The sequence below is a fragment of the Actinomycetospora sp. CA-084318 genome (genome assembly GCF_050955885.1).
Lineage (GTDB): Bacteria > Actinomycetota > Actinomycetes > Mycobacteriales > Pseudonocardiaceae > Actinomycetospora.
On the sequence record NZ_CP192098.1, the window covers coordinates 2451352 to 2475437 of the forward strand.

The following is a 24086-nucleotide window of genomic DNA, read 5'->3' on the forward strand; positions in this document are numbered from 1 at the left end:
CGGGTCCACCGATCATCGACGGAGGAGTGGACGTGGAGACGACCTGGCGGTCCAGCAGCTTCGCGACGGGGACGGACCGCGTCGAGTGGCGCGTCGAGGCGGGCCGGGTGGAGCTGCGCCACGGTGGCCACGCCGAGCAGGGGACGCTCGTGCTCTCCCGCGCGGAGTGGCAGGCGTTCCTGGCCGCGGCCAGGTCGGGCCAGGCCGGGTCGGTCGCCTACTGACCGGCCTCGCCCACGGCCGCCCGCACCGCCGCCACCATCCGCCCGCGGAAGGCCTGCACGGACGGCGCGTCCGGCACGAGCGCGTCGGCCCCGTGGTACATCCCGGGCTCGACGTGCAGCTCCACGGGGACGCCCGCCGCGCGCAGGCGTCCGGCGTACGAGACGTCCTCGTCGTGGAAGAGGTCCTGGTCGCCGACCCCGATCCAGGTGGGCGGCAGGCCCGCCAGGTCCCGACGGCGGGCCGGCGCGGCGCCCTCGGGCACCCCGGGCGCCCCGGCCGGGCTCCCGACGTAGGCCGTCCAGGCCCGACGGTTCATCCGCGCGTTCCACACGAACCGGCCACGACCACCGGGGACGCGGGCGAGCGCCGTGCGGTCGTCGAGCATCGGGTACTCGAGCAGCGCGAACGCGACCGGGCGCCCCTCGTCGTGGGCCCGGTTCACCGTGGCCGCCGCGAGCCCGCCGCCCGCGCTGGCCCCGCCGACGGCGATGCGCGCGGGGTCGACGCCGAGGTCGTCGGCGTGGTCCTGCAGCCAGCGGAGCGCTCCGGAGCAGTCGTCGAGGTCGGCGGGGAACGGGTCCTCCGGCGCGAGCCGGTAGTCCACGCTGACCACCAGCACCCCGGTCTCGGCGGCGATCCGACCGGCGAGGGCGTGGTCCATCCCGGGGTGCCCCACGAGGTGTCCGCCCCCGTGGATCCACAGCAGCGCGCCCGAGGGCACGGGCCGCGACCCGCCCTCGTACAGGAGCACCGGGACCCCGTCGGCGTCGCGCTCGGTGACCGCGACGCCGGGCGGCACCGGCGTGTCCTGCCGCATGCCGGCCCGCAGCCGCGGGAGCACGGCGAGCGGCATCCAGGCGGACGAGACCAGCAGCCGCGGGGTCCGCAGCTCGGGCGGGACGCGCCGCAGAGCGCGCGTCGTCCCGACGGCCCACCACCCGACGAGCCCGGCGAGGGCGCCGGCGAGCGCCCGCTTCACAGGACCTTCCCGGGGTTGAGGATGCCGTGCGGGTCGAGGGCGGCCTTGACCGCGCGCTGCATGGCGAGGTTCTCCGGCGACTGCTCGGCGACCAGGCCGTCGCGCTTGAGCAGCCCGACGCCGTGCTCGCCGGTGACGGTGCCGCCGAGGTCGATGGCGTCGGCGATGATCCGGTGGAACGCGGCCTGCGCGCGCTCGCGGGCGGGCTCGTCACCGACCGGGGTGACCAGCAGCGGGTGGAGGTTCCCGTCGCCGGCGTGGGCGATGTTGGCGATGGTGACGTCGTGCTCCACGCCGATCGCCTGGATGCGGCCGAGCATCTCCGGGACCGCGGCGCGCGGCACGCACACGTCCTCGGTGAGCACCGGACCGAGCCGCTCCAGCGCGGGGTAGGCCAGGCGCCGGGCCGCGAACAGGGCGTCGGCCTCCTCGGCGTCGGAGGCGCGCGCGGAGAACGAGGCGCCCGCGGCGTCGAAGTGCCGGATCATCTCCTCGGCCTCCGCCTGCCCGGCCGCCCCCGGGGCGTCGGCGCGCCCGAGCAGCAGCACGTCGGCCTCCGCGGAGATGCCGAGGTTCTTCCAGGCGTCGACGGCCTCCAGACAGGTCCGGTCGACGAGCTCCAGCGCGCTCGGGGTCAGGCCGGCCGCGGTGATCGAGGCGACCGCCCGCCCGGCGTCGACGAGGTTCGCGAAGTAGCCCGCCACCGTCTGCTCCGGGGCGCGGGCCGGCCGCAGCTTCACGGTGATCTCGGTGATCAGCCCGAGCGTGCCCTCGGAGCCGACCATGAGCCCCGCGAGGTCCAGCCCCGCGACGCCCTTCGCCGTGCGGCGGCCGAGCCGCACGAGCTCGCCCAGGCCGTTGACCACCTGCACCCCGAGCACGTAGTCCCGGGTGACGCCGTACTTGACACAGCACATGCCGCCGGCGTTGGTGGCGACGTTGCCGCCGATCGTCGACCACGGGCTCGACGCCGGGTCCGGCGGGTACCAGAGGCCCCGCTTCGCGCACTCGGCCCGCAGGTCGTCGTTCACGATGCCCGGTTCGACGACGGCGAGCCGCTCGGCCGGGTCGATCTCGTGGATGCGCGTCATCTGCTCGGTGGAGACGACGACGCTGCCCGCCGTCGCGTTCGCCCCGCCGGAGAGCCCGGTGCCGGCGCCCCGCGGGACCACCGGCACCCGGTACTCCAGGCACGCCCGCACCACCGCCCGGCACTGCTCCGCGTCGAGCGGGCGCACGACCGCCGCGGGCAGCTCCCACGGCGCCCACTCCGCGTCGTCGTGGGCGTAGGACGCCAGCACGTCCGGGTCGTCCACCACGCGGTCCGCGGGCAACGACGCGCGCAGGGCGGCGACGACGGGAGCCGGGGCGACGGTCGTCATGACGGGAGACCTCCGCGGTCGGTGAGGGGATCGGTCCTCACCGTAACCCCGGCCCCCGACGATCACGCTCGCTCGCGACCGCCCGGTTCACGCTCCGTGGGCGTCGACGACGCGCGGTGTCCCGAGGTCTCGAGGCGTGTCGCAGGACCGATGCCGGCGGCATCGGATCTGCGACGTGGTCCGGGGAGGCAGGTGACGCCGCGTGGGGGTCGGTCACGGGTGGTGACGCGGCGCGACCGGGACGGCCAGGCCGGCGGCGGACCGTGCGCGCGCGAGGGCCGCCGGCGAGGCCGGGAGCAACGGCATGCGCACGTCGGGCGACGCGATGCGCCCGGTCGCGTGCAGCAGGGCCTTCACGACGACGGGGTTGGGCTCGGCGAACAGGGCGGTCACCAGCGGCAGGAGCGCCGCGTGGTGCTCCCGCACCGCCTCCGCGTGTCCCGCGAGCCCGTCCGCGACGAGCGTCGCGAACCGGTCGGTGGCCACGTGCGCGGACGCCGCGATCGCCCCGCGCCCGCCGAGGAGCACGGTGGGGGCGATGAACGCGTCGTCGCCCGCGAGGACGGCGAGGTCCGGGACGGTGGCGGCGAGCAGCGTGGTCGTGTCGAGGTCGAGCGCGCCCACCGCCTGCTTGAGCCCGACGATCCGCGGGTGCGCGGCGAGGTCGAGCAGGGCCGGCGCGCCCAGCCCCCGCCCGGTCCGCACGGGGACGTTGTAGACCACCAGCGGCACGGGGGAGCGGTCGGCGACGTGGGTCAGGTGCGCGACCACCGCCGCCTCGGTCGGGCGCACGTAGTAGGGCACGACGGTGAGGGCGGCGGTCACCCCGGGGACGTCGGCCAGGGCGGCGTGCCGCGCGAGCGTGCTGCGGGTGTCGTTCGTGCCCGCGGCCACGATCAGACCCGCGCCGCGGTCGGCCGCCACCTCCGCGCACACCGCGATCACGCCGCCCCGCTCCTCGGGCGTCAGCGCGGTCGGCTCGCCCGTGGTGCCGAGTGCGACCAGGCCGCGCGCCCCGTCGTCGAGAACCTCCGTCGCGAGGCGGCGCAGCCTCTCGAGATCCACCTCGTCGCGGTCGGTGAACGGGGTGACGAGCGGGACCCAGAGTCCGTCGAGATCGACCATGGTCGGACCCTGGCCCGGCGGTGCGCGACGGAGAAGCGACGGTTCCGAGGGGGAGCGTGAAGCCCACCTGCAGGCTGGCATCATTCCCGGGGTGATCGCCCGAATCGTCCTGTTCTGTGCGCTGAGTGCCGCGCTCGTCCTCGCCGGATGCAGCAGCACCTCCGAGACCCGGCGCGCCAGCGGCGGAGCGCTCGCGACGCCCGGCACCCCCAACGCCACGGCCCTGACCTACGACCCGGCGGCCGCGCCGGTCGGTGCGGACGTCGCCGTGGAGACGGTCCGGGCGGGCGACAGCACCTCCGCCACGCTGACCGTGAGCGGCCTGCAGCCGAACCGCGGCTACGCCGTGCACCTGCACACGCGCCCCTGCGGGCCGAGCGGCGCCGACGCGGGGCCGCACTTCCAGAACCGCGTGGACCCGGCCGCGACCCCGGAGAAGCCGTCGTCGGACCCTGCCTACGCGAACCCGGAGAACGAGTTCTGGCTCGACCTGCGCACCGACGCCGAGGGAGCCGGGACCTCCGGCACCACCGTGCCGTTCGCGCTCACCGACCGGCTGCCCGCGTCGATGATCATCCACGAGCAGCAGATGACCGCGACCGGGCCCGGGCAGGCCGGGATGGCCGGCGGTCGCCTGGCCTGCGTGACGCTGACCTCGTAGCGGAGATCGTTACGGTGGGGACCGATGAAGCGTCCCGCGAACGGCCCCACCGTCACCCTCTGCCGGGGCTGCTGCTGCGGCACCACCCGCAAGCACCCGGGCGTCGACCACGCCGGCCAGGTCCAGCGGCTGCGCGAGGGCACCGCGGGCGTGGGCCGCGTGACCCTGTCCGACTGCCTGGACGCGTGCGCGCACTCCACGGTCGCCGTCGTCTCGCCGTCGCGCGAGGGACGGGCGGCCGGCGGACGGCCGGTCTGGCTGCTCGGCGTGCTCGACCGCGACACCGAGGACGAGATCGTCGCCTGGGTGCAGGCGGGCGGACCGGGCGTGGCCGACCCGCCCGGGATGCTCGACCTGCGGGTGTTCACCCCCGCCCGCCGCATCCGCACGCAGGTGCCCTGAGGCGCGCACACTGGGCGGCATGCAGCGCGTCGCCGTCCTGACCGAGCCGGACCACGTCGTCCTCGAGGACCGGGAGGTCCCCGAACCCGGGGCCGGGCAGGTCCAGGTGCACGTGCGCGCGGTCAGCGTCTGCGGCTCCGACGTCCACTACTACGACCACGGGCGCATCGGCGGCTTCGTCATGCACGCCCCGCTCGTGCTGGGGCACGAGACGTCCGGCGTGGTCAGCGCGGTCGGGCCCGGGGTGACCGGACCCGTCGTCGGGACCCGTGTGGCCGTGGAGCCGCAGGCCGAGTGCGGGCGCTGCGACCAGTGCCGGCAGGGCCGGTACCACCTGTGCCCGGACATCGCGTTCTTCGCGACGCCGCCGATCGACGGGTCCTTCGCCGAGTACGTCGTGGTCCCCGCGCACCGCGCCCACCCGGTGCCCGACTCCCTCTCCGACGAGGCGGCCGCCCTGATCGAGCCGCTGTCGGTGGCGCTGCACGCGGCGGCCAAGGCAGACATCGGACCGGGCTCGCGGGTGCTGGTCAGCGGCGCGGGGCCGGTCGGGCTGCTGTGCCTGCAGGTGGCGCTCGCCCGCGGGGCGTCGGCCGTCGTCGTCACCGACGTGATGGCCCTGCGCCGGGAGGCCGCGACCGAGTACGGCGCCACGGCCGTCGTCGACGCCAACGATCACGACACCGGCCTCGCCGCGATCGGGGACGTGCTCGGGCAGGCCGACGTCGTGCTGGAGTGCACGGGGGTGCAGCCCGCGATCGACCTCGCCGTGGCGGCCACCGCGCCGGCGGCGACGGTGGTGCTCGTCGGGACCGGCGCGCAGGTGACGCTGCCGCTCGACGTCGTGCAGGCGCGCGAGCTGACGATCAAGGGCACGTTCCGGTACGCCCACGTCTACCCCGCCGCGATCGACCTCGCGGCCTCCGGCCGGATCCGGCTCGACGACATGGTCACCTCGCACCACCCGCTCGAGGACGCCGTGGGGGCGCTGCTCGCCGCCCGCCGGGACCCGATGGCGCTCAAGGCCGTGGTGCACCCGTCGTCGTCGTGAGGGACCGCACGACGACGCCCAGGCTGACCAGCGCGAGCACCCCGAGCACGCCGAACAGCACGCTGTAGGAGACGGCGAGCGAAGCCAGGGCGAGCACTGCGGGGACCAGGAAGCCGACGTAGGCCAGGGCGTAGAAGACGGCCGTCAGTCCGGCGAGGTGGCGCGGCGCGGCGATCCGCTGGACCTCGGCGAGGCCGCTGACCAGCGCGAAGCCGTACCCGACGCCGAGCACCGCGGCGGAGACGATCGCGAGCACCACGCCCGGGGTGGCGGCGGTCCAGGCGGCGAGGGCCATCCCGACGACCGCGACGCCCGCCGCGACCGCCCCGCCCCGCGCGTCGGTCAGCCCGAGCCGCCGGGCGGCCGACTGCGCGGCGACCCCGGCCACGAGGGTCACGGCCGTCATCAGGGCCGCGAAGGCGATCGCGTGCCCCGGCACCGCGGAGGCGACGAGCGAGGGGAGCACGGCGTAGGCGACGCCCGCGCACGTGAAGACCCATGGCGCGACCGGGGCGACCACGGTCCAGAACTCGCGGTGCCCACGGACGGGGATCCGCAGGTCGTCGCGCAGCCGTCCCGACGAGCGCGCGGTGAGGGTCTCGGGGGTGCGCAGCGCCAGCAGCCCGAGGGGCACCCCGACGAGCACGTGCACCGCGTAGGAGAGGACCTCGGGTGCGGGCGCCCACTGGGCGAGCACCCCGGCCGCCGCCGGGCCGAGGAGGAAGCCGAGCGTCAACGACAGGGCCGCGCGGGAGGCGCCGCCGGTGCCGGAGAGCTCCTGGATCCACGTCGAGCCGACGGCCATCGCGACGCCGAGCGCCAGGCCCGCGAGCACCCGGCCGGCGAACAGCAGCGGCACCGTGTCCCCGCCGAGCGCGAGCACGACGCTGCCGGCGATCGCCAGCGGCGGCGCGACCAGCATCAGCGGCCGACGCCCGAGGCGGTCGGAGAGCGGGCCGCCGACGAGCATGCCCGGCACGATGCCGAGCACGTACGCCCCGAGCAGCACGTCGACCGTGGCGATCGAGAACCCGCCGAGCTCGCGGTACATCACCATCAGCGGCGTGAACTGGTTGCCGCCCCAGGCGACCGTGAACAGGGCCAGGCCGACCGGCAGCCAGCCGGCCCCGACCTTCCCGACGACGCGTCGCGCCTCCAGTGTCGGCGTCATCGGGTGCGTCCGCCCCGATGCGTGTTGTCGAGGTGGGTCACCAGTGCCCGGCGGAAACCCTCGACGTCGCCCGCGGCGACCAGGTCGCGCAGCGCGCGGTGCTCGGCGAGCACGCCCGCGGCGGCGGCACCGCGGCCGCGGACCGACTCGGCGGTCATCCGCTGCTGGCGCTCCCGCAGCCCGCGGTAGAAGCCGGCGAGCAGCGAGTTCCGGCCCGCGTCGGCGACGAGCCGGTGGAACTCGGCGTCGGCCTCGGCGAACGCGGGCAGGTCCCCGGCGTCGTGCGCCTGCTGCTGGACCCGCATCGCCCCGTCCAGGGCGTCCACCAGCGTCGCGAGGTCGTCCGGCCGCCCGACGACGTCGGCGAGCGCGTGCGTCTCGAGCACCGCGCGGGCGTCGAGCACCTCGTCGATCTCGCGGGGCGCGACGGGCACGACGAGCGCACCGCGCTTCGGGAACAGCCGCAGCCACCCCTCGACCTCGAGGCGCAGGAACGCCTCGCGGACCGGGGTGCGCGACACCGTGAGCGTGGCCGCGATCTCGCCCTCGCTGACCATCCGCCCGCCCTCGAGCTCGCCGGTGAGCACCTGCTCCTTCACGTGGCGGTAGACGAGGTCGGCAGCGGAGACCACTGGAGCACCACTGGTGGACAACATAGATACAACACTAGCTGTGCATGTTCGTGGTGGACACCCGGACGTGGTCCGGTGCACAGCGCGTTCCGAGCGAACGGCCCGTTCGCAGCATCTATGTGCGCGAGAGTGCCGTTCGCTCGGAACGGCAGGTCCTGGGGCGGGCGCGCTACGCCCCCGTGCGCGCCACCAGCCCCGCCGCCTCGATCCCGGCGACGACGGCCTCCTCGTCGGCGGTCGACGCGTCCCCGGACGCCCCGGCCGCCCCGATCACCGTGCCGTCCGCGTCGACGATGAACACCCCGCCGGGCACCGAGAACACCTTGCCGCCGGCGAGCGCGGCGACCGAGGTGAAGAACTCGGGGGAGTCCGACGCGCGCTGGGCGATCGCACGGCTGTCCATCATCAGGCCGATCACGCCGTGCGCCTTCGCGATCGCGACGTCGGGGCGCAGGAAGCCCGACCCGTCGGCCCGGCCGAGGGCCACGAGGTGCCCGCCGGTGTCCAGGACCGCCACGGTCAGGGGCTTGTAGCCCGCCGACTCGCCATGGCGCAGGGCCTCGGCGACGATGGTGCGGGCGTGCTCGTAGGTCAGGGTCATGGCCCTCCCTTTCCCCGCCGCGCCGTCCGTCACCCACCGTGCCCGTGAGCCGGGCCCCGTCCGGGAGATACCGTGGATCGCATGGACTCGACGTTGCCGGCGGGGGCTCCCTCGCCGACTCCGCCGAGGGGACTGCGCAGCCTGCACGCCCGCATGCTCGCCGGGCTGTCCGAGGCGGTGGTCGTCACCGGCCCCGCCCACCCGGGCGGCGAGGAGATCGTGCACGCGGCGAACCCGGCGGCCGGGCGGCTGCTGCCGGGCCTCGTCGTCGGGGTCGGCGTCGCGGCGGCGGGCCACGACGCGTTCACCGACGCGGTCATCGGGGCCCGGCCGGCCTTCGAGGCCGAGGTCGCCGGGCGCCTGCTGGCCGCGCGGGCGGTGCGGCTCGACGACGACGGCGCCGCCGTCGACGCCCTGACCTGCTGGTACCTCACCGACGTCACCGAACACCGGCGGGGATCGGCGTCGCTCTCGCGGGCCCAGGCCCGGGCCCAGTTCCTCGCCGAGGCCGGCCGGGCGCTGCACGGCGTGCTGAACCTCGAGCGCACCCTCCGCACCGCCGCGTCGCTCGCCGCCGGGTTCCTCGCACCGACCGTGCTGGTGATGCTGGCCGACGGTTCGGACACCGTCCGCTGGGCCCGCGCCGACGCGGGTGCCCCCCGCCCGCACACCGGGGAGATGGCCCGCGCCGACCTGCGCGCCGCCCCCCGACTGCACGAGGCGCTGACCGGCGGCGGCGCCCCGCTCGACCCCTGGGTGAGCGTCGAGCTCGCCGAGCTCCCGGTGTGGCACGAGCGCCCCGGTGGCCAGGTGCTGGTCGTCCCGGTGCCCGGCACGCTGGTGCAGGGCGTGCTCGTCCTCGTGGGGCCGGATGCCGATGCCGACGTCCTCCCGCTGGGCGAGGAGTACGCGGTCCGCGTCGGCACCGCGCTCTCCGCGGCGGCGCTCTACCGCGAGCAGGCCCACCTCGGCCACGTGCTGCAGGCGAGCCTCGAACCGCCGCCCCTGCCCACCGACACGGCGGGCGACCTGCTCGTGGGCAGCGCCTACCGGCCCGCCCGGGAGAGCCTGCGCGTCGGCGGCGACTTCTACGAGGTGCTGCCGCGCACGGCGGCGGGTCGCACGCCGTTCCTGCTGGGCGACGTCTGCGGCAAGGGCATCGAGGCGGCCGTGCTCTCCGGGCGGGTGCGCCAGTCGCTGCACGCCCTGCGCCTCGTCGAGCAGGACCCGGCGACGCTGCTGGCCCTGCTCAACGTCGCGCTGCTCGACGCCGCCGACCTCGACGCCGCGGGCGCCTCGGTCACCATGCCGCGCTTCGCCACGATGGTCCTCGGGGACGCGGAGGCTCTTCCTGACGGCGGGTCGCGGCTGCGGTTGGCGACCGGCGGGCACCCGCCGCCCTACGTGCTGCGCGCCGACGGTCGGGTCGAGGAGGTCGACGTCGTCGGCTCGCTCGTCGGGGCCCTGCGCGACGCCGAGGTCGGCCACGCCGAGGTCGTGCTCGCCCCCGGCGACACCTGCCTGCTCTACAGCGACGGCGTCACCGAGGCCCGCGGGGGCCCGAGCGGCCGCGACTTCTACGGCGAGGAGCGGCTCGAGGCCGCCCTGGCCGGGTGCGTCGGGGCGCCGCCGCAGGTGATCTGCGAGCGGCTCCTCCTGCTGCTCTCGGACTGGCTGGGCGGACGCGACCACGACGACGTCGCCCTGCTCGCCCTGCAGGCCGCACCCCGCTCGGGAGGGGGAGCCCGATGACCGCCGCGGCCGTCGCGCCCGCCGCCCTGCGCGCGGACTACCTCGACCGGCTCGCCGCCTCCGACGAGCAGGGCGCCGTGGCGCTCGCGCTCGGTGCGCTCGACGCCGGCCTCGACGTGGAGACCGTCCTGCTCGACGTGGTCGCCGAGGCCCAGCGCGAGGTGGGAGAGCGGTGGGCCGCCGGGGCGTGGACGGTGGTCCAGGAGCACATCGCCACGCACATCTCCGAGCGCGTCGTCGCCGCGGTGTCCCGGCATCGGCCCGCCGGGCGGCCGAGCGGCGTCGGGCGGATCGCGGTGGCCTGCCTCGACGGCGAGTGGCACGCGCTGCCCGCCCGCCTGCTCGCCGAGGTGCTCGCCCGGCACGGCTGGGACGTGACGTTCCTCGGCTCGAGCGTCCCCGCGGCCCAGCTCGCGGTGCACCTGCACGAGACCGGACCCGACGTCGTCGCCGTCTCCAGCTCGCTGCCGTCCCGCCTGCCCGCGGCGCGGCGGATGGTCGAGGCCTGCCGTGCGTCGGGGATCCCGATCCTCGCGGGCGGCGCCGCGTTCGGGCCGTGCGGCGAGTGGGCCACCGCGGTCGGCGCGGACGGCTGGGCGCCCGACGCCCGGGCCGCCGCGGCCCTGCTCGAGGGCCCGTTGCCCCGGCCCGAGGACGGCCGCGTCGACGACGCCTCGCGCGAGGAGCAGGCGCTGCTGCACACCCGTCGTCCGGAACTCGTGGCCGGGCTGGCGGCGCGGCTCCGCCCCGGGGCCGGGCCGGACGAGCAGCTCGCCGACGACCTCGGCCACCTCGTCGACTTCCTCGCCGCCGCGGTCTACGTCGACGACCCCGGGCTGCTCGCCCGCTTCCTGCGCTGGGTCGGCACCGTCGCGGTGCCCGGCGGGCTCACCCGCGAGGAGCTGCGGGACGCCGTCGAGGACCTCGTCGAACGCCTCGCCGACTCGCCGCGCACCGTCGCGCTGCTGCGGTCCGAGCCCGTGCAGGAGGCGTCCGGGACGGGGGCGGCGTGACCGGCCGGGAGCCCGAGGTCGGCGTGCGCGTCGAGAAGGAGCAGACCGCCGACGGCGGGGCGCGCGTGGTCGTCGTCGTGGGCGGCGACCTCGACTACACCCACGTCGGCGACCTCGAGGCCGCGCTCGAGCAGGAGGTCGCCCGCGCCACCGGGCCGCTGGACCTGGTCGTCGACCTCGGCGGCGTGCCCTACTGCGACTCCGCCGGTATGCGCGTGCTGCTCGGCGCCGCGCAGCGTGTCGGCGCGACCGGCGGCCGGTTCGGGCTGCGCGGCGTCCACGGCCAGCCCTCGCGCGCGCTGCGGCTCACCGGCCTCGACCGGGCGCTCGGCTCCGATGGGCCGGGTTGAGCGTTCCGGACGACGGGTGATCTAGTCCGGAGCATGACCACGCTGCCGGAGTCCCTGGAGACCCTCGCCGTCGACCGGCCCGCCGAGCACGTCGCCCGGGTCTCGCTGGTGGCGCGCGCGATGTCGCCGACCTTCTTCGCCGAGCTGCCGCAGGTGATGGCCGCGCTCGACGCCGACCCCGACACCCGCGCCATCGTGATCACCGGCGCCGACGGGCGGTTCTCCTACGGCCTCGACCTGCAGGCCGCCGCCGGCAACCTCGGCGGGGTGCTGGGCGACCCGAGCGCGAAGAACCGCGAGTGGTTCCTGCGCCACGTCCGCGAGCTGCAGGCCTCGATCACCTCGGTGGCCGACTGCCGCACGCCCACGGTCGCCGCGATCCAGGGCTGGTGCGTCGGCGGCGGGGTCGACCTCGTGACCGCCTGCGACGTGCGCCTCGCGAGCGCCGACGCCCTGATCTCGGTGCGCGAGGTGCGCATGGCGATGGTCGCCGACATCGGGTCGCTGCAGCGGCTCGTCGGGATCGTCGGCGACGGGTTCCTGCGCGAGCTGGCCCTCACCGGCGACGACGTGTCCGCCGCCGAGGCCGACCGCATCGGCCTGGTCAACCGCACTTACGCGACCGTCGAGGAGCTGGACGCCGCCGCCCTCGCGCTGGCCGGTCGGATCGCCGCCAACTCGCCGCTGGTCACCCGCGGCATCAAGGACGTCCTCGACGCCGAGCGCGCGCCCCGGGTCGAGGCCGGCCTGCGCTACGTCGCGGCCTGGAACGCGGCGTTCCTGCCCAGCGCCGACCTGCAGGAGGCGTTCACCGCGTTCGCCGAGAAGCGGCCGCCGCGGTTCTCGTAGCCACCGCCGAACGAGCGGCACTCTGGCGCACACAGATGCTGCGAGAGTGCCGTTCGCTCACGTTGGGGTGACCCTCGCCAACGACCGCCGCGACCCCAGCAGCAGCGCGAGCTCGGCGTCCACCCCGGCGTCGGAGCGGCGCTCCAGCCACCGTCGCCCGGCGGCGGAGCGGGCCACCACCCACGACTCCACGAGGTTGCGCGCCACCTGCGGCACCAGCGTCCACGGCACGACGACGGGTTGGCCCAGGTCGGCCAGCCCCTCCCGGCCGAGGAAGAGCCGGAGGTGGCCCAGGACCCGTCGTCGGGCGTACCACCCCCGCCACCCGCCACCGTGCTTGGTGCGCTGCCCCTCGACGAGCGCGGTCGTCAGTTCCACCCCGGCCGGCGTGGGGCCGCCCTGCGCGAGCAGCAGGTGGTGGTCGAACGCGTGCTGGGCGCGCTCGGTGGTGAACAGCCAGTCCTCGTCGACGCCCAGGAGGAACCCGACGTAGCGCCACAGGTGCATCACCGCGTCGGAGTCCGCGCGGGGGATGCGCCGCCCGAGGACCCGGGCGCCGAGCATCGCGGTGGCACTGAACAGGGCGAGCGTCCCGGCCAGGTCGCTGCGGTTGACCGGGCGCCCGTAGCGCGCGGTGTCCCACTCCGGCGAGCGCGCGAACCGGTCGTCCACCACCGCGTGCATCGCCCGCACGTGCGCGGTCAGCCGGAAGCCCTCCCCGCCGCGGAGCATCGCGCCGGGAGCGCTCACCGCCCGACCCCACACCAGCGTCTCGCCGAGCCGCCGCATCGCCGCCCGGCCGGTGAGCCCGCCGGTGGCGACGAGCAGGTCGGCCGGCCCCTCGTAGCGGTACCCGCCGATCAGGGCGAGGGCGAGCAGGACGTCGTCGCGGGTCCGGCCCATCCGGCGGTAGACCGCGGCGCCGCGTTCCAGCAGGTCCCGGTCGAGCCACGCGGGCTCGCGCTCCAGGTCCGCGACGAACGCCCGCAGGGCCGGCGGGTCGGTCTCGGCGGTGCCGTGCCCGAGGGCCCGCTCGACCCCGGCCATCGTCACCCGCTGCGGCGCGTCCGGGCGCATCGCGCGCGCCAGGGCCGCCCCGACCTCGTCGTGGACCGTCATCCGCCGCCCGATCTCGTCGACGAGCTCCTCGTCGACCTCCCGCACGCGCCCGAGTACCGCCAGTGGGCGGGCGATCCGGGCGTTGCGGGTCGGCGCCCCGCGGAACCGCGACGGGAACTCCGGGACGGGGGTGGCCTCGGCGGTCATGCCACGACGCTCACACGCCGCGCGGGTCGGCTTCAACTCGCGTTCCCGACGACGGTCGTGGCCGGTCAGGCGTCGACGCGGACGCCGGTGCTCCCGTCCGGCTCCCCGGCCGGGACCCGGACCACGGTGCGGGTCCCGGGCGCCGTGGTGTCGAGCGTGAAGGAACCGCCGACGCCCTCGACGCGCGCGCGGGTCGAGGCCAGGCCGATGTGCCCGTCGGCCAGGCGCGCCGCGAGGACGGAGCGGTCGAGGCCGACGCCGTCGTCGGCGATCTCCAGCCGCCGGCCGTCGGCATCGTCGTGCAGGGCCACCGTCACGTGCTCCGCCCTCGCGTGCTTCGCGACGTTCGTCAGCAGTTCCCGGGCCACGCCGAACAGCAGCCGGTCGTGCGGCCCGGACGGGAGCTGGCCGCCCTCCACGGTCACCGCGAACCCGGCCTGCCCGGCCGCCCGCTCCGCGACCCGGCGCACCGCCACCGCGAGCCCGGCCTCGTCGAGCACGTACGGGTGCAGCGCGAACACCACCTCGCGGATCTCGCGGATGCCGGCCCGCAGCGCCTCGTCGGCGGCCTCGGCGCCGTCCAGCTCGTCGAGTTCCTGCCCGGCGACCAGGAGGGTCTGCAGGGCGTGGTCGTGCAGGTCCTCGGCGAGGCGCCGGCGCTCGCGGGCCTCGGCGTCGAGCACCTGTGCGGTGAGCGCGTCGGCGTCGGCGAGCAGGGCGCGGATGCGGGTCGCGCGCCGCGCGAGGACCACCGACAGCAGGAACGTCGCGACCGCCACCACCGTCAGCACGGCGGCCTCGGCCACGAGCGTCGTCGTGTCGACCGGCGGCCGTTCGATCGCGGCCGTCAGCGCGAACGACAGGATCGTCGCGATCCCGACCCCCGCCGACAACGCGGGCCGGTACCGGAACGCCGCCATGACCGGGATGACCACGTAGGCCAGCGTCGGCAGCGTCCCGCCGCCCCCGGCGAGCAGCGACAGGACGGTGACGGCGACGAGGTCGATCGTCGTGGCCACCAGGCCCGTCGTCGGCGACACCGGGCGTCGCGTCACCTTCGCGAACCAGCTGACCGCGAAGACCCCGTAGGCGGCGAGCACGAGCCAGAAGCCGAGGCCCTCGACGCGGTTCTGGTCCAGGCCGCCGGCCAGACCGAGGAGCCCGACGAGCCCCCACCGCAGCAGGCTCGTCGTCCGCGACGCCTCGGCCTGGAACTGCGCGAGCGCCCGCTCGGCCGGGGTGCTCACTCCAGCAGCCCGCGCCGCATCGCCTCCGCGACCGCCGCCGCCCGCTCGGTGACCTCGAGCTTCTCGTACATCCGCTGCACGTGGGTCTTCACGGTGCTCGGCGCGACGTAGAGCTGCTTCGCGATCGCCGGCGTCGTCAGGCCCTGCGCCATCAGCCGGAGGATCTCCGTCTCGCGCTCGGACAGCGCCGGCCCGCGGTCGGCCCGCCGGTGCCGGATCTCCCCGGCCAGGCCCGCCGCGAGGTCGGCCGGCAGCACGGTGCCGCCGTCGGCCGCCGTCCGCACCGCCTCCACCAGTTCCCGACGACGCGTCTCCTTCGGCAGGTAGCCCGCCGCCCCCTCCTCGAGCGCGCCGTAGACGAGGTTCGGGTCGGTGAACGCCGAGAGCACGACGATGCGCGTGGCGAGGCCGTCGCGGGCGGCACGCCGCACGATCTCGGTGCCGTCGAGCCCGGGCATGCGGTGGTCGACGAGGGCCACGTCGGGCCGGTGCTCGACGATCGCCGCCAGTGCCGCGTCGCCGTCGTCGGCCTCGCCCACGACGTCGATCCAGCCGCTGTTCACCAGCGCCCGGACGACGCCGTCGCGGTACATCTCGTGGTCGTCGGCGACGACCACGGTCACCTTCTCCCGGGAGTCACGCACTCGCCCAGAACTCCGTCGCGATCGCCAGCCAGCGCTCCGCCGCGTCGACGTGCGGCCCGTGCCCGGACTCGGCGAACATCTCGGTCCGCGCCCGCCCGCCGGCCTGCTCGTAGCGCTCCAGCACGGCCCGGATCTGGCTGATCATCGGCTGCGGCGGGAAGACGTCCGCCCCCGGCCAGCCCGGCACGATCCCGGCCTGTCCGAGGGTGCCGAGCTCCAGCATCGAGCCGTCGGCCACCACCACGTCCCGCGTGCCGTGCGTCCAGAGCACGGGTGGCTTCGGGTCGAGCTCGGGCAGCCACGACCAGTCGCAGTACTTCGGCGACAGCGCGTTCAGCAGCCCGCGGGTCCCGGGGGCGGCGCCCGGCCAGTTCGCCGAGGTCGTGGCGTCCCCGGGGTAGCCGTCGTCGCTGATCTGCGACAGCAGGATCTCGTCGACGAGCAGGTCCTCGCGCTCGCGCGTGAGGCGGAAGTCGGGGGACCAGTAGGTGCCGGCCATGACGTTCCGCGGGCTCAGCGCGTCGTCGCCGGAGCGGTCGCCCTCGCGCAGCTTCGCGACGAACTGCGGGTTGGCCACACCCGCGCCGGACCCCGCGAAGTCGTCGAAGCAGGGCCGTCCGTCCGGGTGCGTGCCGCCGTAGCCGTGCGGGCTCACGGGGTCGAGGAAGAGCAGGCTCGCCACCGGGCGCTGCCGTGCGACCAGGGCGATCGCCGCGCCCGCCGTCGACCAGCCGACGAGGTGCGGCCGCTCGATCCCGAGGACGTCGAGGTAGGAGACGAGGTCGTCGGCCCAGTCGCCGAGCCCGCGCGTCGCGTCGATCGGGGCCGGTTCGGTGCGCCCGAAGCCGCGCATGTCCGGGGCGAGGAAGCGCCACCGGTCGCTCGCCGGGCTCATCAGGTGCTCGAAGAACCGGCCGGTCGACAGGTTCCCGTGCACCAGCACGACCGGTTCCCCGTCGGCCGGCCCCGAGGTGAGGTGGTGGATGCGGATGCGGGCGTCGACGGTCCCGGCCTCGACACCGGGCAGCAGGTCACTCATGGTGCGCGGAACGCTAGTGCCGCGCGGCCGTCGGCGGAACGACCTCTGGTGACGTGGGACGGACATGGCCCGGTCGTTGCGGGGCGCACACGGTCGGGAGGGGTCATGCGCAGCGGGCGGGGTGTTGCGGTGCGCACACGGTCGGGAGGGGTCACGTGCAGCGGGCGGGGTGTTGCGGGGCGCAACGCGGCGTGCGGGAAGCACCGACCGGGCCGGCCGTGTGCGGGGCGCAACGCGGCGTGCGGGAAGCACCGACCGGGCCGGCCGTGTGCGGGGCGCAACGCGGCGTGCGGGGAGCACCGACCGGGCCGGCCGTGTGCGGGGCGCACCGGGGACCCGCACCGACCGGTCGTCGGGAAGGGTCAGCCGAGGGGCACCCGGGCGAGGATCCCGTCGACGTCGACGCCGCGGGGGAGCGTGCCGAAGGCGGCGCCGTGCTCGCCGGCGACCCGGGAGCCGACGAACGCGTCCGCGACGGCCGTGGGGGCGTGGCGCACGAGCAGCGAGCCCTGGAGCACGATCGCGAGGCGCTCGGCGAGCCAGCGGGCGCGGTCCTCGGCGACGTCGCGCAGGTCGTCCTGGACGGCCTTCCACGCCGCGTCGAGCCGGTGGTCGGCGCCCGCGGCGAGCTCCACCTCCGCGCGGTAGGACTCCACCGCGGCCGGCTCGCGGGCGAGGACGCGGAGCAGGTCGAGGGCGTTGACGTTGCCGGAGCCCTCCCAGATCGAGTTCAGCGGCGACTCGCGGAACAGCCGCGGCATCCCTGACTCCTCGACGAACCCGTTCCCGCCCAGGCACTCCAGCGCCTCGCCGACCACGGCGGTCTGCCGCTTGCAGATCCAGTACTTCCCGAGGGTGACGCCGATCCGCCGGAACGCGGCCTCGTGCTCGTCGTCCGCGGCGCGGTCCTGGGCACCCGCCAGGCGCATGGCCAGCGCGACCGCGGCCTCGGACTCCACCGTGAGGTCCGCGAGCACCGCGCGCATCAGCGGCTTGTCGATGAGCGTCGAGCCGAACGCGGACCGGTGCCGGGCGTGCCACACCGCGCGGCGCACGGCGTCGCGCATCCCGGCCGCCGAGCCGAGGGCGTTGTCGAGGCGGGTGCAGGCGACCATCTCGATGATCGTGCGGACCCCGCGGCCCTCGTCGCCGACGCGGAACCCGACCGTCCCGTCGAACTCAGGCTCGCTGGAGGCGTTCGAGCGGTTGCCGAGCTTGTCCTTGAGCCGCTGGATCGCGAACGGGTTCCGCGTGCCGTCGGGGAGGATCCGCGGCACGAGGAAGCAGGTGACCCCCGCGGCGGTCTGCGCGAGCACCAGGAAGACGTCGCACATCGGGGCGCTGGTGAACCACTTGTGCCCGGTGAGCGACCAGGTGCCGTCCGCGTTCGGGGTGGCCGTCGTCGTGTTGGTGCGGACGTCCGAGCCGCCCTGCTTCTCGGTCATCCCCATGCCCGCCAGCAGTCCCGACTTCGACGACGGGTCGGTCAGCCCGGGCTGGTAGCCACGGGACATGAGCCCCGGCCCGTACTGCGCGAACAGCTCGGGGGCGGCCCGCAGCGCCGGGACCACGGCGTGCGTCATCGACACCGGGCACCCGTGCCCGGCCTCGGCCTGCGACCACACGAGGAACCCGGCGGCCCGGGCGACGTGCTGACCGGGCCGGCCCTCCCACACCGCGCCGGCGAACCCGCGGGAGACGGCCTCGCCGAGCAGGGCGTGGTAGCCCGGGTCGTAGTCGACCTCGTCGATCCGGTTCCCGACGCGGTCGTGCGTGCGCAGGACGGGCTCGTTGCGGTGCGCGGCGTCGGCCCACGCCCGGACCTCGGCGCTCCCGACCCGGCGGCCGGCCTCGTGCACCTCGTCGAGCGCCCAGCCCGCGCCCTCGCGCTCGAGCGCCTCGAGCAGGGGCGGGTCGGCGGCCGCGTCGAACCCGACGAGGTCGGGGGCCTGGTTCGTCACGACGTGGGTGGGCGCCATGGACCGATCGAAGCACGCGGGGCTACCCGTCGGTAGGGGCGGCGCGGGTCGGGCTGCCGGCACAACCCGGGTCCTCGCGTTGGTCCTCCCGGGACATGGCGTGGGTCACAGGTCGGCCTCTAGCGTCCTGCGGCGCGCGGCCGAGGGGGTCGCGCCCGATCGGAGGTGCTGGATGTCCGCGGAGCTCGAGAACAGGGTCGCGGTGGTCACCGGGGCGGGGAAGGGGCTGGGCCGTGCCATCGCGACCCGTCTCGCCGGCGCGGGGGCGACCGTCGTCGTCTCGGACATCGACGCCGACGCGGCGCAGGCCGTGGCGGAGAGCCTGCCGGGTGCGGTGGCGATCGCGTGCGACGTCCGGTCCGAGGAGCAGGTCGCGGCGCTCGTGGAGCGCACCGTGGAGCAGTGCGGGGCGCTGCACGTGATGGTGCCGAACGCCGGGGTCGGCGCGCCGCTGCCGCTGGTGGCGATGGACCTCGCGGCGTGGCGCGACGTGACGTCGGTGAACCTCGACGGGGTGTTCCTGTCGGTGCGCCACGCGGCCCCGGCGATCATCGCGGCGGGCGGCGGCAGCATCGTCACGATCGGGTCGATCACCGCGACCACGGGCTCCCCGCTCATCGGGCACTACGCGGCGGCGAAGGCGGGCGTGGTCAACCTGACCAAGACCGCCGCGGCCGAGCTGCGACCGCACGGCGTCCGGGTCAACACGGTGCTGCCGGGCTTCGTCGACACCGACCTCGTCACCTCCGCGCGTCCCGCGTTCGAGCAGGCCCTCGGTCTGCCCGCGGGCGGGTTCGACGAGGTCATCGCGCAGAAGCAGGGGCGGTACGGCACTCCCGACGAGGTGGCCGAGGCGGTCCTGTTCTTCGCCTCGGAGCGGTCGGCCTGGTGCACCGGCAGCGAGCTGGTCCTCGACGGCGGGTTCGTCGGCTCCCTGCTGTAGAAGGTGCGCTGCGCGCCTGTGAGCACTAATCCGTGTCCTGACACGGATTTCTACTCACAGGCCGGAGGCACCTCGTGCCGACCTCCCACGACCACGACGCCGGCGGCGACCCCGCGACCCTCGCCGCCAAGCAGGACCTGCGTGAGCACGTGTGGGCGCGGCTCACGGAGGAGAAGCAGGCGCGGTTCCCGGGGGCCCGCAACCGCATCCCGAACTTCGTCGGGGCCGAGAAGGCCGCCGAGCGGCTGCGCGACACCGACGCGTGGCGGAACGCGCGGACGCTCAAGTGCAACCCGGACTCGGCGCAGTGGCCGGTGCGTCAGCGCGCGCTCGAGGACGGCAAGACGGTCTACATGGCCGTCCCGCGCCTCGCGGACGAGCATCCGTTCTTCCTCCTCGACCCCGACGACCTCGGCGGACGCACCCCGCGGCAGGCCTCGTCGATCAAAGGCGCGAGTGCCGCGGGGCGCACCGTGGCGGTGGAGGACCTGGAGCCGGTCGACCTCGTCGTCGCCGGGTGCGTGGCGGTCACCGAGGACGGCGCCCGGCTCGGCAAGGGCGGTGGGTTCTCGGACCTGGAGTACGCGATCGCCTTCGCGGCCGGGCTGATCCGGGCGGACACGCCGGTCGTGACGACCGTGCACGAGATCCAGGTCGTCGACACGATCCCGACCGTCGACCACGACGTCGCGCTGGACCTCCTGGTCACCCCGGAACGCACCCACACGTGTCGTCGGGAAACCCGTCACGAGCCCGCGATCGTGTGGGACGAGCTCACCGCCGAGAAGATCGAATCCATCCCGCTCCTGGCTTCCCGGAGCCGCATGCGCATGGCACGGTGAGACCGAGGTCACGACACTCGACGGCGAGGAGACAGACCATGGCCGACGCACCCTCGATGGCGGAGCTGCTCGGGGACAACCCCCCGAAGAACTGGGGCAAGTGGGGCGACGACGACGAGGTCGGGTCGCTGAACTACCTCGACGCCGCCCAGGTGCTTCGCGGGGTCGCGAGCGTGAAGAACGGCCAGGTCTTCACGCTGCAGTGCCCGATGGGACATCCGCACGGGGACCCGGTCTTCCCGGGCCGTGAGGGCATCAAGCGCGAGATGGTGTGGGACCAGGAGCTGTTCGAGTCCGGCCAGGGACCGTCGTTCCCCGGCGGCATCCGCGCGACCGACGACAAGGCCGAGATCTTCCTGCAGGGGTCGTCGCAGTACGACGCGCTGGGCCACGCCTGGTACGACGACACGCTGTGGAACGGCCGCTCGGCCGACACCACCAACGGCGGCGGGATGAGCTGGGCGTCGGTGCTGCCCATCGCCGAGCGGGGCATCGCCGGCCGCGGCGTGCTCATCGACATGGCGCGCCACCGCGGCAAGGAGTGGCTCGACAAGGGGGAGACCTTCACCCACGCCGACCTCGAGGAGGCGGCCGCGAAACAGGGCACCTCGATCGAGGACCGCGACATCCTGCTCGTGCGCACCGGATTCCTGAAGTACTTCTACGCGACGCCCGCCGAGGAGTTCTACGACAACTTCGTCGAGCCGGGTCTGACCTACTCCCGCGAGCTCGTGGAGTGGTTCCAGAACAAGGAGATCCCGAACCTCGTCACCGACACCATCGCCAACGAGGTGACCGCCAACCCGGAGACCGGGGTCCTGCTGCCGCTGCACGCCTCCCTGCTGCGCAACCTGGGCGTCAGCCTCGCCGAGATCATCTGGCTCGACGACCTGGCCGACGCGTGCGCCGCGGACGGGCGCTGGGACTTCCTCTACACCGCCGCCCCGCTGAAGATCCACGAGGCGACCGGCTCGCCGGTCAACCCGGTGGTCATCCGATGAGCGATTCGGTCTACGAGTCGAAGCCCTGGCTCGCGCGGTACCGCGACGACTACAACCACGGTGCCGTCACCATCGAGTACGCGAGCGCGCTCGCGATGTTCCTGGCCGCCCTCGAGCGCGACCCGGACTGCGAGATCGTCCGCTACTTCGACGGCACCCTGACGATGCGCGAGCTCGACGAGCTCTCCGACGCGTTCGCCGTCGCGCTCACCGAGCGCGGCTTCGCGAAGGGCGACCGGCTCGCCACCTTCCTGCAGAACATCCCGCAGGTGCTCGTGGTCGTCATCGGGACGTGGAAGGCCGGCGGCATCGTCGTCAGCGTCAATCCGATGTCGCGTCAGCGCGAGCTCACGACCATCCTCACCGACTGCGAGGCGACGGCGATCGTCGCGCAGGAGGACCTGTGGTCGATCGTGGGCGAGGTCGTCCCGAACACGAAGGTCCGCATCGCGTTCAGCACCTCGGCGCTGGAGTTCCAGACCCGGCACGACGAGCGCCTCTTCTCCGGCATGACGCGGATCGACTGCGAGGGCGCCGAGGACCTGACGACGGTGCTCGGGGCGCTCCGGGGGCAGAAGCCCGGGCCGATGGAGCTGACCGGCGACGACGTCGCGTTCCTCGGGTACACGAGCGGGACGACGGGGCCGCCCAAGGGCGCGATGAACACGCACACCAACGTCGTGTTCAACGCGCAGACCTACCGCGACTGGATCCAGCTCGGGCGCGACGACTCGGTGTTCGGTGTGGCGCCGCTGTTCCACATCACCGGGGTCGTCGGGCACCTGGCGATCGCGCTGCTGCTCCCGTGCCCGCTGGTGCTCGCCTACCGCTTCGAGCCCGGTGTCGTGGTGGACGCGATCCGGGAGCACCGGCCGACGTTCTCGATCGGCTCGATCACCGTCTTCATCGCGATGATGAACGCCCCGGGCGCGGACCGGGACGCGCTGTCGTCGATGGTCAAGGTGTACTCGGGCGGCGCGCCGATCCCGCCGTCGACGGTCAAGGCGTTCCAGGACCAGTTCGGGCACTACATCCACAACTTCTACGGGCTGACCGAGACCAGCTCGCCGTCGCACGGGGTGCCGCTCGGTGCCACGGCGCCGGTCGACGAGGCCTCTGGCGCGTTGTCGGTGGGGGTGCCGGTCTTCGACACCGTGGTCCGCATCGTGCGCGACGACGGGACCGAGGCCGACGTCGGTGAGGTCGGGGAGATCACGACCCGCGGCCCGCAGGTGGTGCCGGCCTACTGGGGCAAGCCCGAGGAGACCGAGAAGGCACTCCGCGGGCCGGGCGGCATCGTCGAGCTCAAGACCGGCGACGTCGGGTACATGGACGCCGAGGGCTTCTTCTACGTCGTCGACCGCAAGAAGGACCAGATCAACGCGGGCGGCTACAAGGTCTGGCCGCGCGAGGTGGAGGACGTCCTCTACGAGCACCCGGCGGTGCGCGAGGCCGCCGTCGTGGGGGTCCCGGACGAGTACCGGGGCGAGACGGTGAAGGCGTTCGTCTCGCTGCGGCCGGGCCAGTCGGTGGAGCCCGACGAGCTGATCGCGTTCTGCAAGGAGCGCATGTCGGCCTACAAGTACCCGCGGCAGATCGAGCTGCGGGACGAGTTGCCGAAGACGGTCACCGGGAAGCTGCTGCGCCGCGAGCTGCGGGGCACCTGATCCGAACGAACGGCACTCTCGCAGCTTCTATGTGCGCGAGAGTGCCGTTCGCTCGTTCCGGAAGCCGGCTCAGCGCGACGCGCGGCGCAGGCTCAGCGCGAGCCCGATCTCGGAGGCGCCGCGCAGCAGGAACCCGAAGCCGGCGAGCAGCGCGATCGTGCCCACGGCCGCACCGGGGGAGAAGAGCAGGATCACCGCGGCGAGCAGGGCGAGCACGCCCATGCCGATGTTCCACCCGCGGTGCTCCTTCGACCGGGCGGCGACGAAGAGGTCGTTGATCCCGGCGAAGAGGAACCACAGCAGCAGGCCGACCACCATGATCGTCACGCCCGTGCCCGGGAAGAAGATCACGAGGATGCCGGCCAGGGCGGTGATGACGCCGAAGATCACCACCCACCAGCGGCCGGGCGCGCCGTGCTGCACGCGGAGCGCGACGGTCGCCTCGATGATCCCGGAGATCAGCAGGCCGATCCCGAGGAAGATCGCCAGCACCAGCACGGTGGCGATGGGGAACACGAGGGCGATCAGGCCGACGATCACCCCGAGGATGCCGTCGGCGAGGATCCAGCCCCAGCGCTTGGACACCTGGCGCATGTCGATCGAGGAGGTCACGACCCGTTGCCTACCCGTTCCGCGGCCCGCTGACCAGCACCGTCGGGTGTACGGCGCGCCAACACGCGATGGGGCAGGGTGGGCAGCCGTGCTCCGCGCCCTCCTCGTCCTCGTCGCCCTCCTGACGGCGGGGTGCGCGGCGGCTCCCGCCGCGCCCGCCCCGGCCGCCGGGACCAGCCCCGACGTCGAGTTCGCGGCGATGATGATCCCGCACCACCAGCAGGCCCTCGAACTCTCGGCGCTGGTGGCCGGGCGGACCACCGATCCGACCGTCTCCGACCTCGCGTTCCGCATCGACCGCGAGCAGGTCGAGGAGATCGGGCAGATGCAGGGCTTCCTCAACCTGCGCGGCGGCGCCGCGCCGATGCCGATGCAGCACGACATGCCGGGCATGGCCGACGCCGCGACGCTCCAGGGTCTGCGGAGCACGAGCGGCGCCGACTTCGACCGCCGCTGGCTGCAGACCATGATCGCCCACCACGAGGGCGCGATCGCGATGGCGCGCGCCTACCCGGGCGGCGCGCTCACCGAGTTCGCCCGCACCCTGACGCTGTCCCAGCAGGCCGAGATCGACCGGATGCGGACGGCCCTCGCGACCGTGTGATCACCTGATCGGCGGCATCACCCGCCGAACCGCACCGGTCGTTGCGTAC

The 24086-nt window shown here is 74.9% G+C and carries 25 protein-coding genes; 13 read left to right on the forward strand and 12 right to left on the reverse strand.

Annotation, left to right across the window (positions count from 1 at the left end; genetic code table 11):
- The first annotated feature begins 32 nt into the window (after nt 1–32).
- Nucleotides 33–224 (forward strand): DUF397 domain-containing protein, encoded by a 192-nt coding sequence (locus tag ACQPYX_RS11970; protein WP_433803132.1) that lies wholly within the window; start codon nt 33–35, stop codon nt 222–224.
- Here the strand turns inward: ACQPYX_RS11970 and ACQPYX_RS11975 are convergent.
- The 3 genes from ACQPYX_RS11975 to dapA form a co-directional block, all read right to left on the reverse strand.
- The gene (locus ACQPYX_RS11975; RefSeq protein WP_433803133.1) at nt 218–1204 is read right to left on the reverse strand and encodes an alpha/beta hydrolase; all 987 of its coding nucleotides are present in this window, start codon (nt 1202–1204) and stop codon (nt 218–220) included. The genes ACQPYX_RS11970 and ACQPYX_RS11975 overlap by 7 nt on opposite strands.
- Nucleotides 1201–2586, reverse strand: coding sequence for an FAD-binding oxidoreductase (locus ACQPYX_RS11980; protein WP_433803134.1), 1386 nt, complete (start codon nt 2584–2586; stop codon nt 1201–1203). The genes ACQPYX_RS11975 and ACQPYX_RS11980 overlap by 4 nt, the downstream gene beginning before the upstream one ends.
- A gap of 213 nt (nt 2587–2799) precedes the next feature.
- Nucleotides 2800–3711: a 4-hydroxy-tetrahydrodipicolinate synthase gene (gene dapA, locus ACQPYX_RS11985; RefSeq protein WP_433803135.1), complete on the reverse strand. Its 912-nt coding sequence runs from the start codon at nt 3709–3711 to the stop codon at nt 2800–2802.
- A gap of 91 nt (nt 3712–3802) precedes the next feature.
- On the opposite strand from dapA, the gene ACQPYX_RS11990 reads away from it, so the two are divergent.
- The 3 genes from ACQPYX_RS11990 to ACQPYX_RS12000 are packed head-to-tail and all read left to right on the forward strand — an operon-like array spanning nt 3803 to nt 5825.
- Complete coding sequence (locus tag ACQPYX_RS11990; RefSeq protein WP_433803136.1) at nt 3803–4372, forward strand: superoxide dismutase; 570 nt, start codon at nt 3803–3805, stop codon at nt 4370–4372.
- 24 nt (nt 4373–4396) lie between these two features.
- Nucleotides 4397–4774 (forward strand): hypothetical protein, encoded by a 378-nt coding sequence (locus ACQPYX_RS11995; RefSeq protein ID WP_433803137.1) that lies wholly within the window; start codon nt 4397–4399, stop codon nt 4772–4774.
- A 19-nt stretch (nt 4775–4793) separates the two neighbouring features.
- Nucleotides 4794–5825 (forward strand): NAD(P)-dependent alcohol dehydrogenase, encoded by a 1032-nt coding sequence (locus ACQPYX_RS12000; RefSeq protein WP_433803138.1) that lies wholly within the window; start codon nt 4794–4796, stop codon nt 5823–5825.
- Here the strand turns inward: ACQPYX_RS12000 and ACQPYX_RS12005 are convergent.
- The 3 genes from ACQPYX_RS12005 to ACQPYX_RS12015 form a co-directional block, all read right to left on the reverse strand.
- Complete coding sequence (locus ACQPYX_RS12005; protein WP_433803139.1) at nt 5794–6996, reverse strand: MFS transporter; 1203 nt, start codon at nt 6994–6996, stop codon at nt 5794–5796. The two genes, ACQPYX_RS12000 and ACQPYX_RS12005, sit on opposite strands and share 32 nt — an antisense overlap.
- On the reverse strand, nt 6993–7628 hold the full coding sequence (locus ACQPYX_RS12010; RefSeq protein ID WP_433803140.1) for a GntR family transcriptional regulator: 636 nt from the start codon (nt 7626–7628) through the stop codon (nt 6993–6995). Before ACQPYX_RS12010 ends, ACQPYX_RS12005 begins: the two co-directional genes overlap by 4 nt.
- Before the next feature lie 169 nt (nt 7629–7797).
- Nucleotides 7798–8229 (reverse strand): GlcG/HbpS family heme-binding protein, encoded by a 432-nt coding sequence (locus ACQPYX_RS12015; protein WP_433803141.1) that lies wholly within the window; start codon nt 8227–8229, stop codon nt 7798–7800.
- A gap of 81 nt (nt 8230–8310) precedes the next feature.
- Between ACQPYX_RS12015 and ACQPYX_RS12020 the strand changes: the two genes are divergently transcribed.
- Genes ACQPYX_RS12020 through ACQPYX_RS12035 form a run of 4 tightly spaced genes read left to right on the forward strand, consistent with a single transcriptional unit; the run spans nt 8311 to nt 12193 of the window.
- Nucleotides 8311–9981, forward strand: a complete 1671-nt coding sequence (locus tag ACQPYX_RS12020) for a PP2C family protein-serine/threonine phosphatase (protein ID WP_433803142.1) — start codon at nt 8311–8313, stop codon at nt 9979–9981.
- Complete coding sequence (locus ACQPYX_RS12025; RefSeq protein ID WP_433803143.1) at nt 9978–10994, forward strand: cobalamin B12-binding domain-containing protein; 1017 nt, start codon at nt 9978–9980, stop codon at nt 10992–10994. The genes ACQPYX_RS12020 and ACQPYX_RS12025 overlap by 4 nt, the downstream gene beginning before the upstream one ends.
- Nucleotides 10991–11344, forward strand: coding sequence for an STAS domain-containing protein (locus ACQPYX_RS12030; RefSeq protein WP_433803144.1), 354 nt, complete (start codon nt 10991–10993; stop codon nt 11342–11344). Before ACQPYX_RS12025 ends, ACQPYX_RS12030 begins: the two co-directional genes overlap by 4 nt.
- A 33-nt stretch (nt 11345–11377) precedes the next feature.
- Complete coding sequence (locus ACQPYX_RS12035; protein ID WP_433803145.1) at nt 11378–12193, forward strand: crotonase/enoyl-CoA hydratase family protein; 816 nt, start codon at nt 11378–11380, stop codon at nt 12191–12193.
- 57 nt (nt 12194–12250) lie between these two features.
- On the opposite strand, the gene ACQPYX_RS12040 is transcribed toward ACQPYX_RS12035, so the two are convergent.
- The 5 genes from ACQPYX_RS12040 to ACQPYX_RS12060 form a co-directional block, all read right to left on the reverse strand.
- Nucleotides 12251–13459 (reverse strand): oxygenase MpaB family protein, encoded by a 1209-nt coding sequence (locus ACQPYX_RS12040; protein ID WP_433803146.1) that lies wholly within the window; start codon nt 13457–13459, stop codon nt 12251–12253.
- A 65-nt stretch (nt 13460–13524) separates the two neighbouring features.
- On the reverse strand, nt 13525–14706 hold the full coding sequence (locus tag ACQPYX_RS12045) for a sensor histidine kinase (protein ID WP_433803147.1): 1182 nt from the start codon (nt 14704–14706) through the stop codon (nt 13525–13527).
- On the reverse strand, nt 14703–15350 hold the full coding sequence (locus ACQPYX_RS12050; RefSeq protein ID WP_433803148.1) for a response regulator: 648 nt from the start codon (nt 15348–15350) through the stop codon (nt 14703–14705). Before ACQPYX_RS12050 ends, ACQPYX_RS12045 begins: the two co-directional genes overlap by 4 nt.
- Nucleotides 15343–16389: an alpha/beta fold hydrolase gene (locus ACQPYX_RS12055; protein WP_433803149.1), complete on the reverse strand. Its 1047-nt coding sequence runs from the start codon at nt 16387–16389 to the stop codon at nt 15343–15345. Before ACQPYX_RS12055 ends, ACQPYX_RS12050 begins: the two co-directional genes overlap by 8 nt.
- Before the next feature lie 362 nt (nt 16390–16751).
- Entirely contained in the window at nt 16752–18368 is a 1617-nt protein-coding gene (locus ACQPYX_RS12060) for an acyl-CoA dehydrogenase family protein (protein ID WP_433803150.1), read from the reverse strand.
- A 172-nt stretch (nt 18369–18540) separates the two neighbouring features.
- Between ACQPYX_RS12060 and ACQPYX_RS12065 the strand changes: the two genes are divergently transcribed.
- The 4 genes from ACQPYX_RS12065 to ACQPYX_RS12080 all read left to right on the forward strand — a co-directional run bounded on the left by ACQPYX_RS12065 (nt 18541) and on the right by ACQPYX_RS12080 (nt 22821).
- Entirely contained in the window at nt 18541–19311 is a 771-nt protein-coding gene (locus ACQPYX_RS12065) for a glucose 1-dehydrogenase (RefSeq protein WP_433803151.1), read from the forward strand.
- A gap of 74 nt (nt 19312–19385) precedes the next feature.
- Complete coding sequence (locus ACQPYX_RS12070; protein ID WP_433803152.1) at nt 19386–20153, forward strand: 5-formyltetrahydrofolate cyclo-ligase; 768 nt, start codon at nt 19386–19388, stop codon at nt 20151–20153.
- Nucleotides 20154–20191: 38 nt separating this feature from the next.
- The gene (locus ACQPYX_RS12075; RefSeq protein ID WP_433803153.1) at nt 20192–21154 is read left to right on the forward strand and encodes a cyclase family protein; all 963 of its coding nucleotides are present in this window, start codon (nt 20192–20194) and stop codon (nt 21152–21154) included.
- Nucleotides 21151–22821, forward strand: a complete 1671-nt coding sequence (locus ACQPYX_RS12080; protein WP_433803154.1) for a class I adenylate-forming enzyme family protein — start codon at nt 21151–21153, stop codon at nt 22819–22821. The genes ACQPYX_RS12075 and ACQPYX_RS12080 overlap by 4 nt, the downstream gene beginning before the upstream one ends.
- Before the next feature lie 69 nt (nt 22822–22890).
- On the opposite strand, the gene ACQPYX_RS12085 is transcribed toward ACQPYX_RS12080, so the two are convergent.
- Nucleotides 22891–23433 (reverse strand): HdeD family acid-resistance protein, encoded by a 543-nt coding sequence (locus ACQPYX_RS12085; RefSeq protein WP_433803155.1) that lies wholly within the window; start codon nt 23431–23433, stop codon nt 22891–22893.
- Nucleotides 23434–23521: 88 nt separating this feature from the next.
- On the opposite strand from ACQPYX_RS12085, the gene ACQPYX_RS12090 reads away from it, so the two are divergent.
- The gene (locus ACQPYX_RS12090; RefSeq protein WP_433803156.1) at nt 23522–24037 is read left to right on the forward strand and encodes a DUF305 domain-containing protein; all 516 of its coding nucleotides are present in this window, start codon (nt 23522–23524) and stop codon (nt 24035–24037) included.
- Nucleotides 24038–24086: the final 49 nt, after the last annotated feature.

Bases quoted from the DNA above. Each gene is read 5' to 3' on its own strand.
- ACQPYX_RS11980 (WP_433803134.1), bottom strand. From the start codon at position 2,586: ATGACGACCGTCGCCCCGGCTCCCGTCGTCGCCGCCCTGCGCGCGTCG.
- dapA (WP_433803135.1), bottom strand. From the start codon at position 3,711: ATGGTCGATCTCGACGGACTCTGGGTCCCGCTCGTCACCCCGTTCACC.
- ACQPYX_RS11995 (WP_433803137.1), top strand. From the start codon at position 4,397: ATGAAGCGTCCCGCGAACGGCCCCACCGTCACCCTCTGCCGGGGCTGC.
- ACQPYX_RS12000 (WP_433803138.1), top strand. From the start codon at position 4,794: ATGCAGCGCGTCGCCGTCCTGACCGAGCCGGACCACGTCGTCCTCGAG.
- ACQPYX_RS12005 (WP_433803139.1), bottom strand. From the start codon at position 6,996: ATGACGCCGACACTGGAGGCGCGACGCGTCGTCGGGAAGGTCGGGGCC.
- ACQPYX_RS12015 (WP_433803141.1), bottom strand. From the start codon at position 8,229: ATGACCCTGACCTACGAGCACGCCCGCACCATCGTCGCCGAGGCCCTG.
- ACQPYX_RS12020 (WP_433803142.1), top strand. From the start codon at position 8,311: ATGGACTCGACGTTGCCGGCGGGGGCTCCCTCGCCGACTCCGCCGAGG.
- ACQPYX_RS12025 (WP_433803143.1), top strand. From the start codon at position 9,978: ATGACCGCCGCGGCCGTCGCGCCCGCCGCCCTGCGCGCGGACTACCTC.
- ACQPYX_RS12035 (WP_433803145.1), top strand. From the start codon at position 11,378: ATGACCACGCTGCCGGAGTCCCTGGAGACCCTCGCCGTCGACCGGCCC.
- ACQPYX_RS12040 (WP_433803146.1), bottom strand. From the start codon at position 13,459: ATGACCGCCGAGGCCACCCCCGTCCCGGAGTTCCCGTCGCGGTTCCGC.
- ACQPYX_RS12055 (WP_433803149.1), bottom strand. From the start codon at position 16,389: ATGAGTGACCTGCTGCCCGGTGTCGAGGCCGGGACCGTCGACGCCCGC.
- ACQPYX_RS12060 (WP_433803150.1), bottom strand. From the start codon at position 18,368: ATGGCGCCCACCCACGTCGTGACGAACCAGGCCCCCGACCTCGTCGGG.
- ACQPYX_RS12065 (WP_433803151.1), top strand. From the start codon at position 18,541: ATGTCCGCGGAGCTCGAGAACAGGGTCGCGGTGGTCACCGGGGCGGGG.
- ACQPYX_RS12075 (WP_433803153.1), top strand. From the start codon at position 20,192: ATGGCCGACGCACCCTCGATGGCGGAGCTGCTCGGGGACAACCCCCCG.
- ACQPYX_RS12080 (WP_433803154.1), top strand. From the start codon at position 21,151: ATGAGCGATTCGGTCTACGAGTCGAAGCCCTGGCTCGCGCGGTACCGC.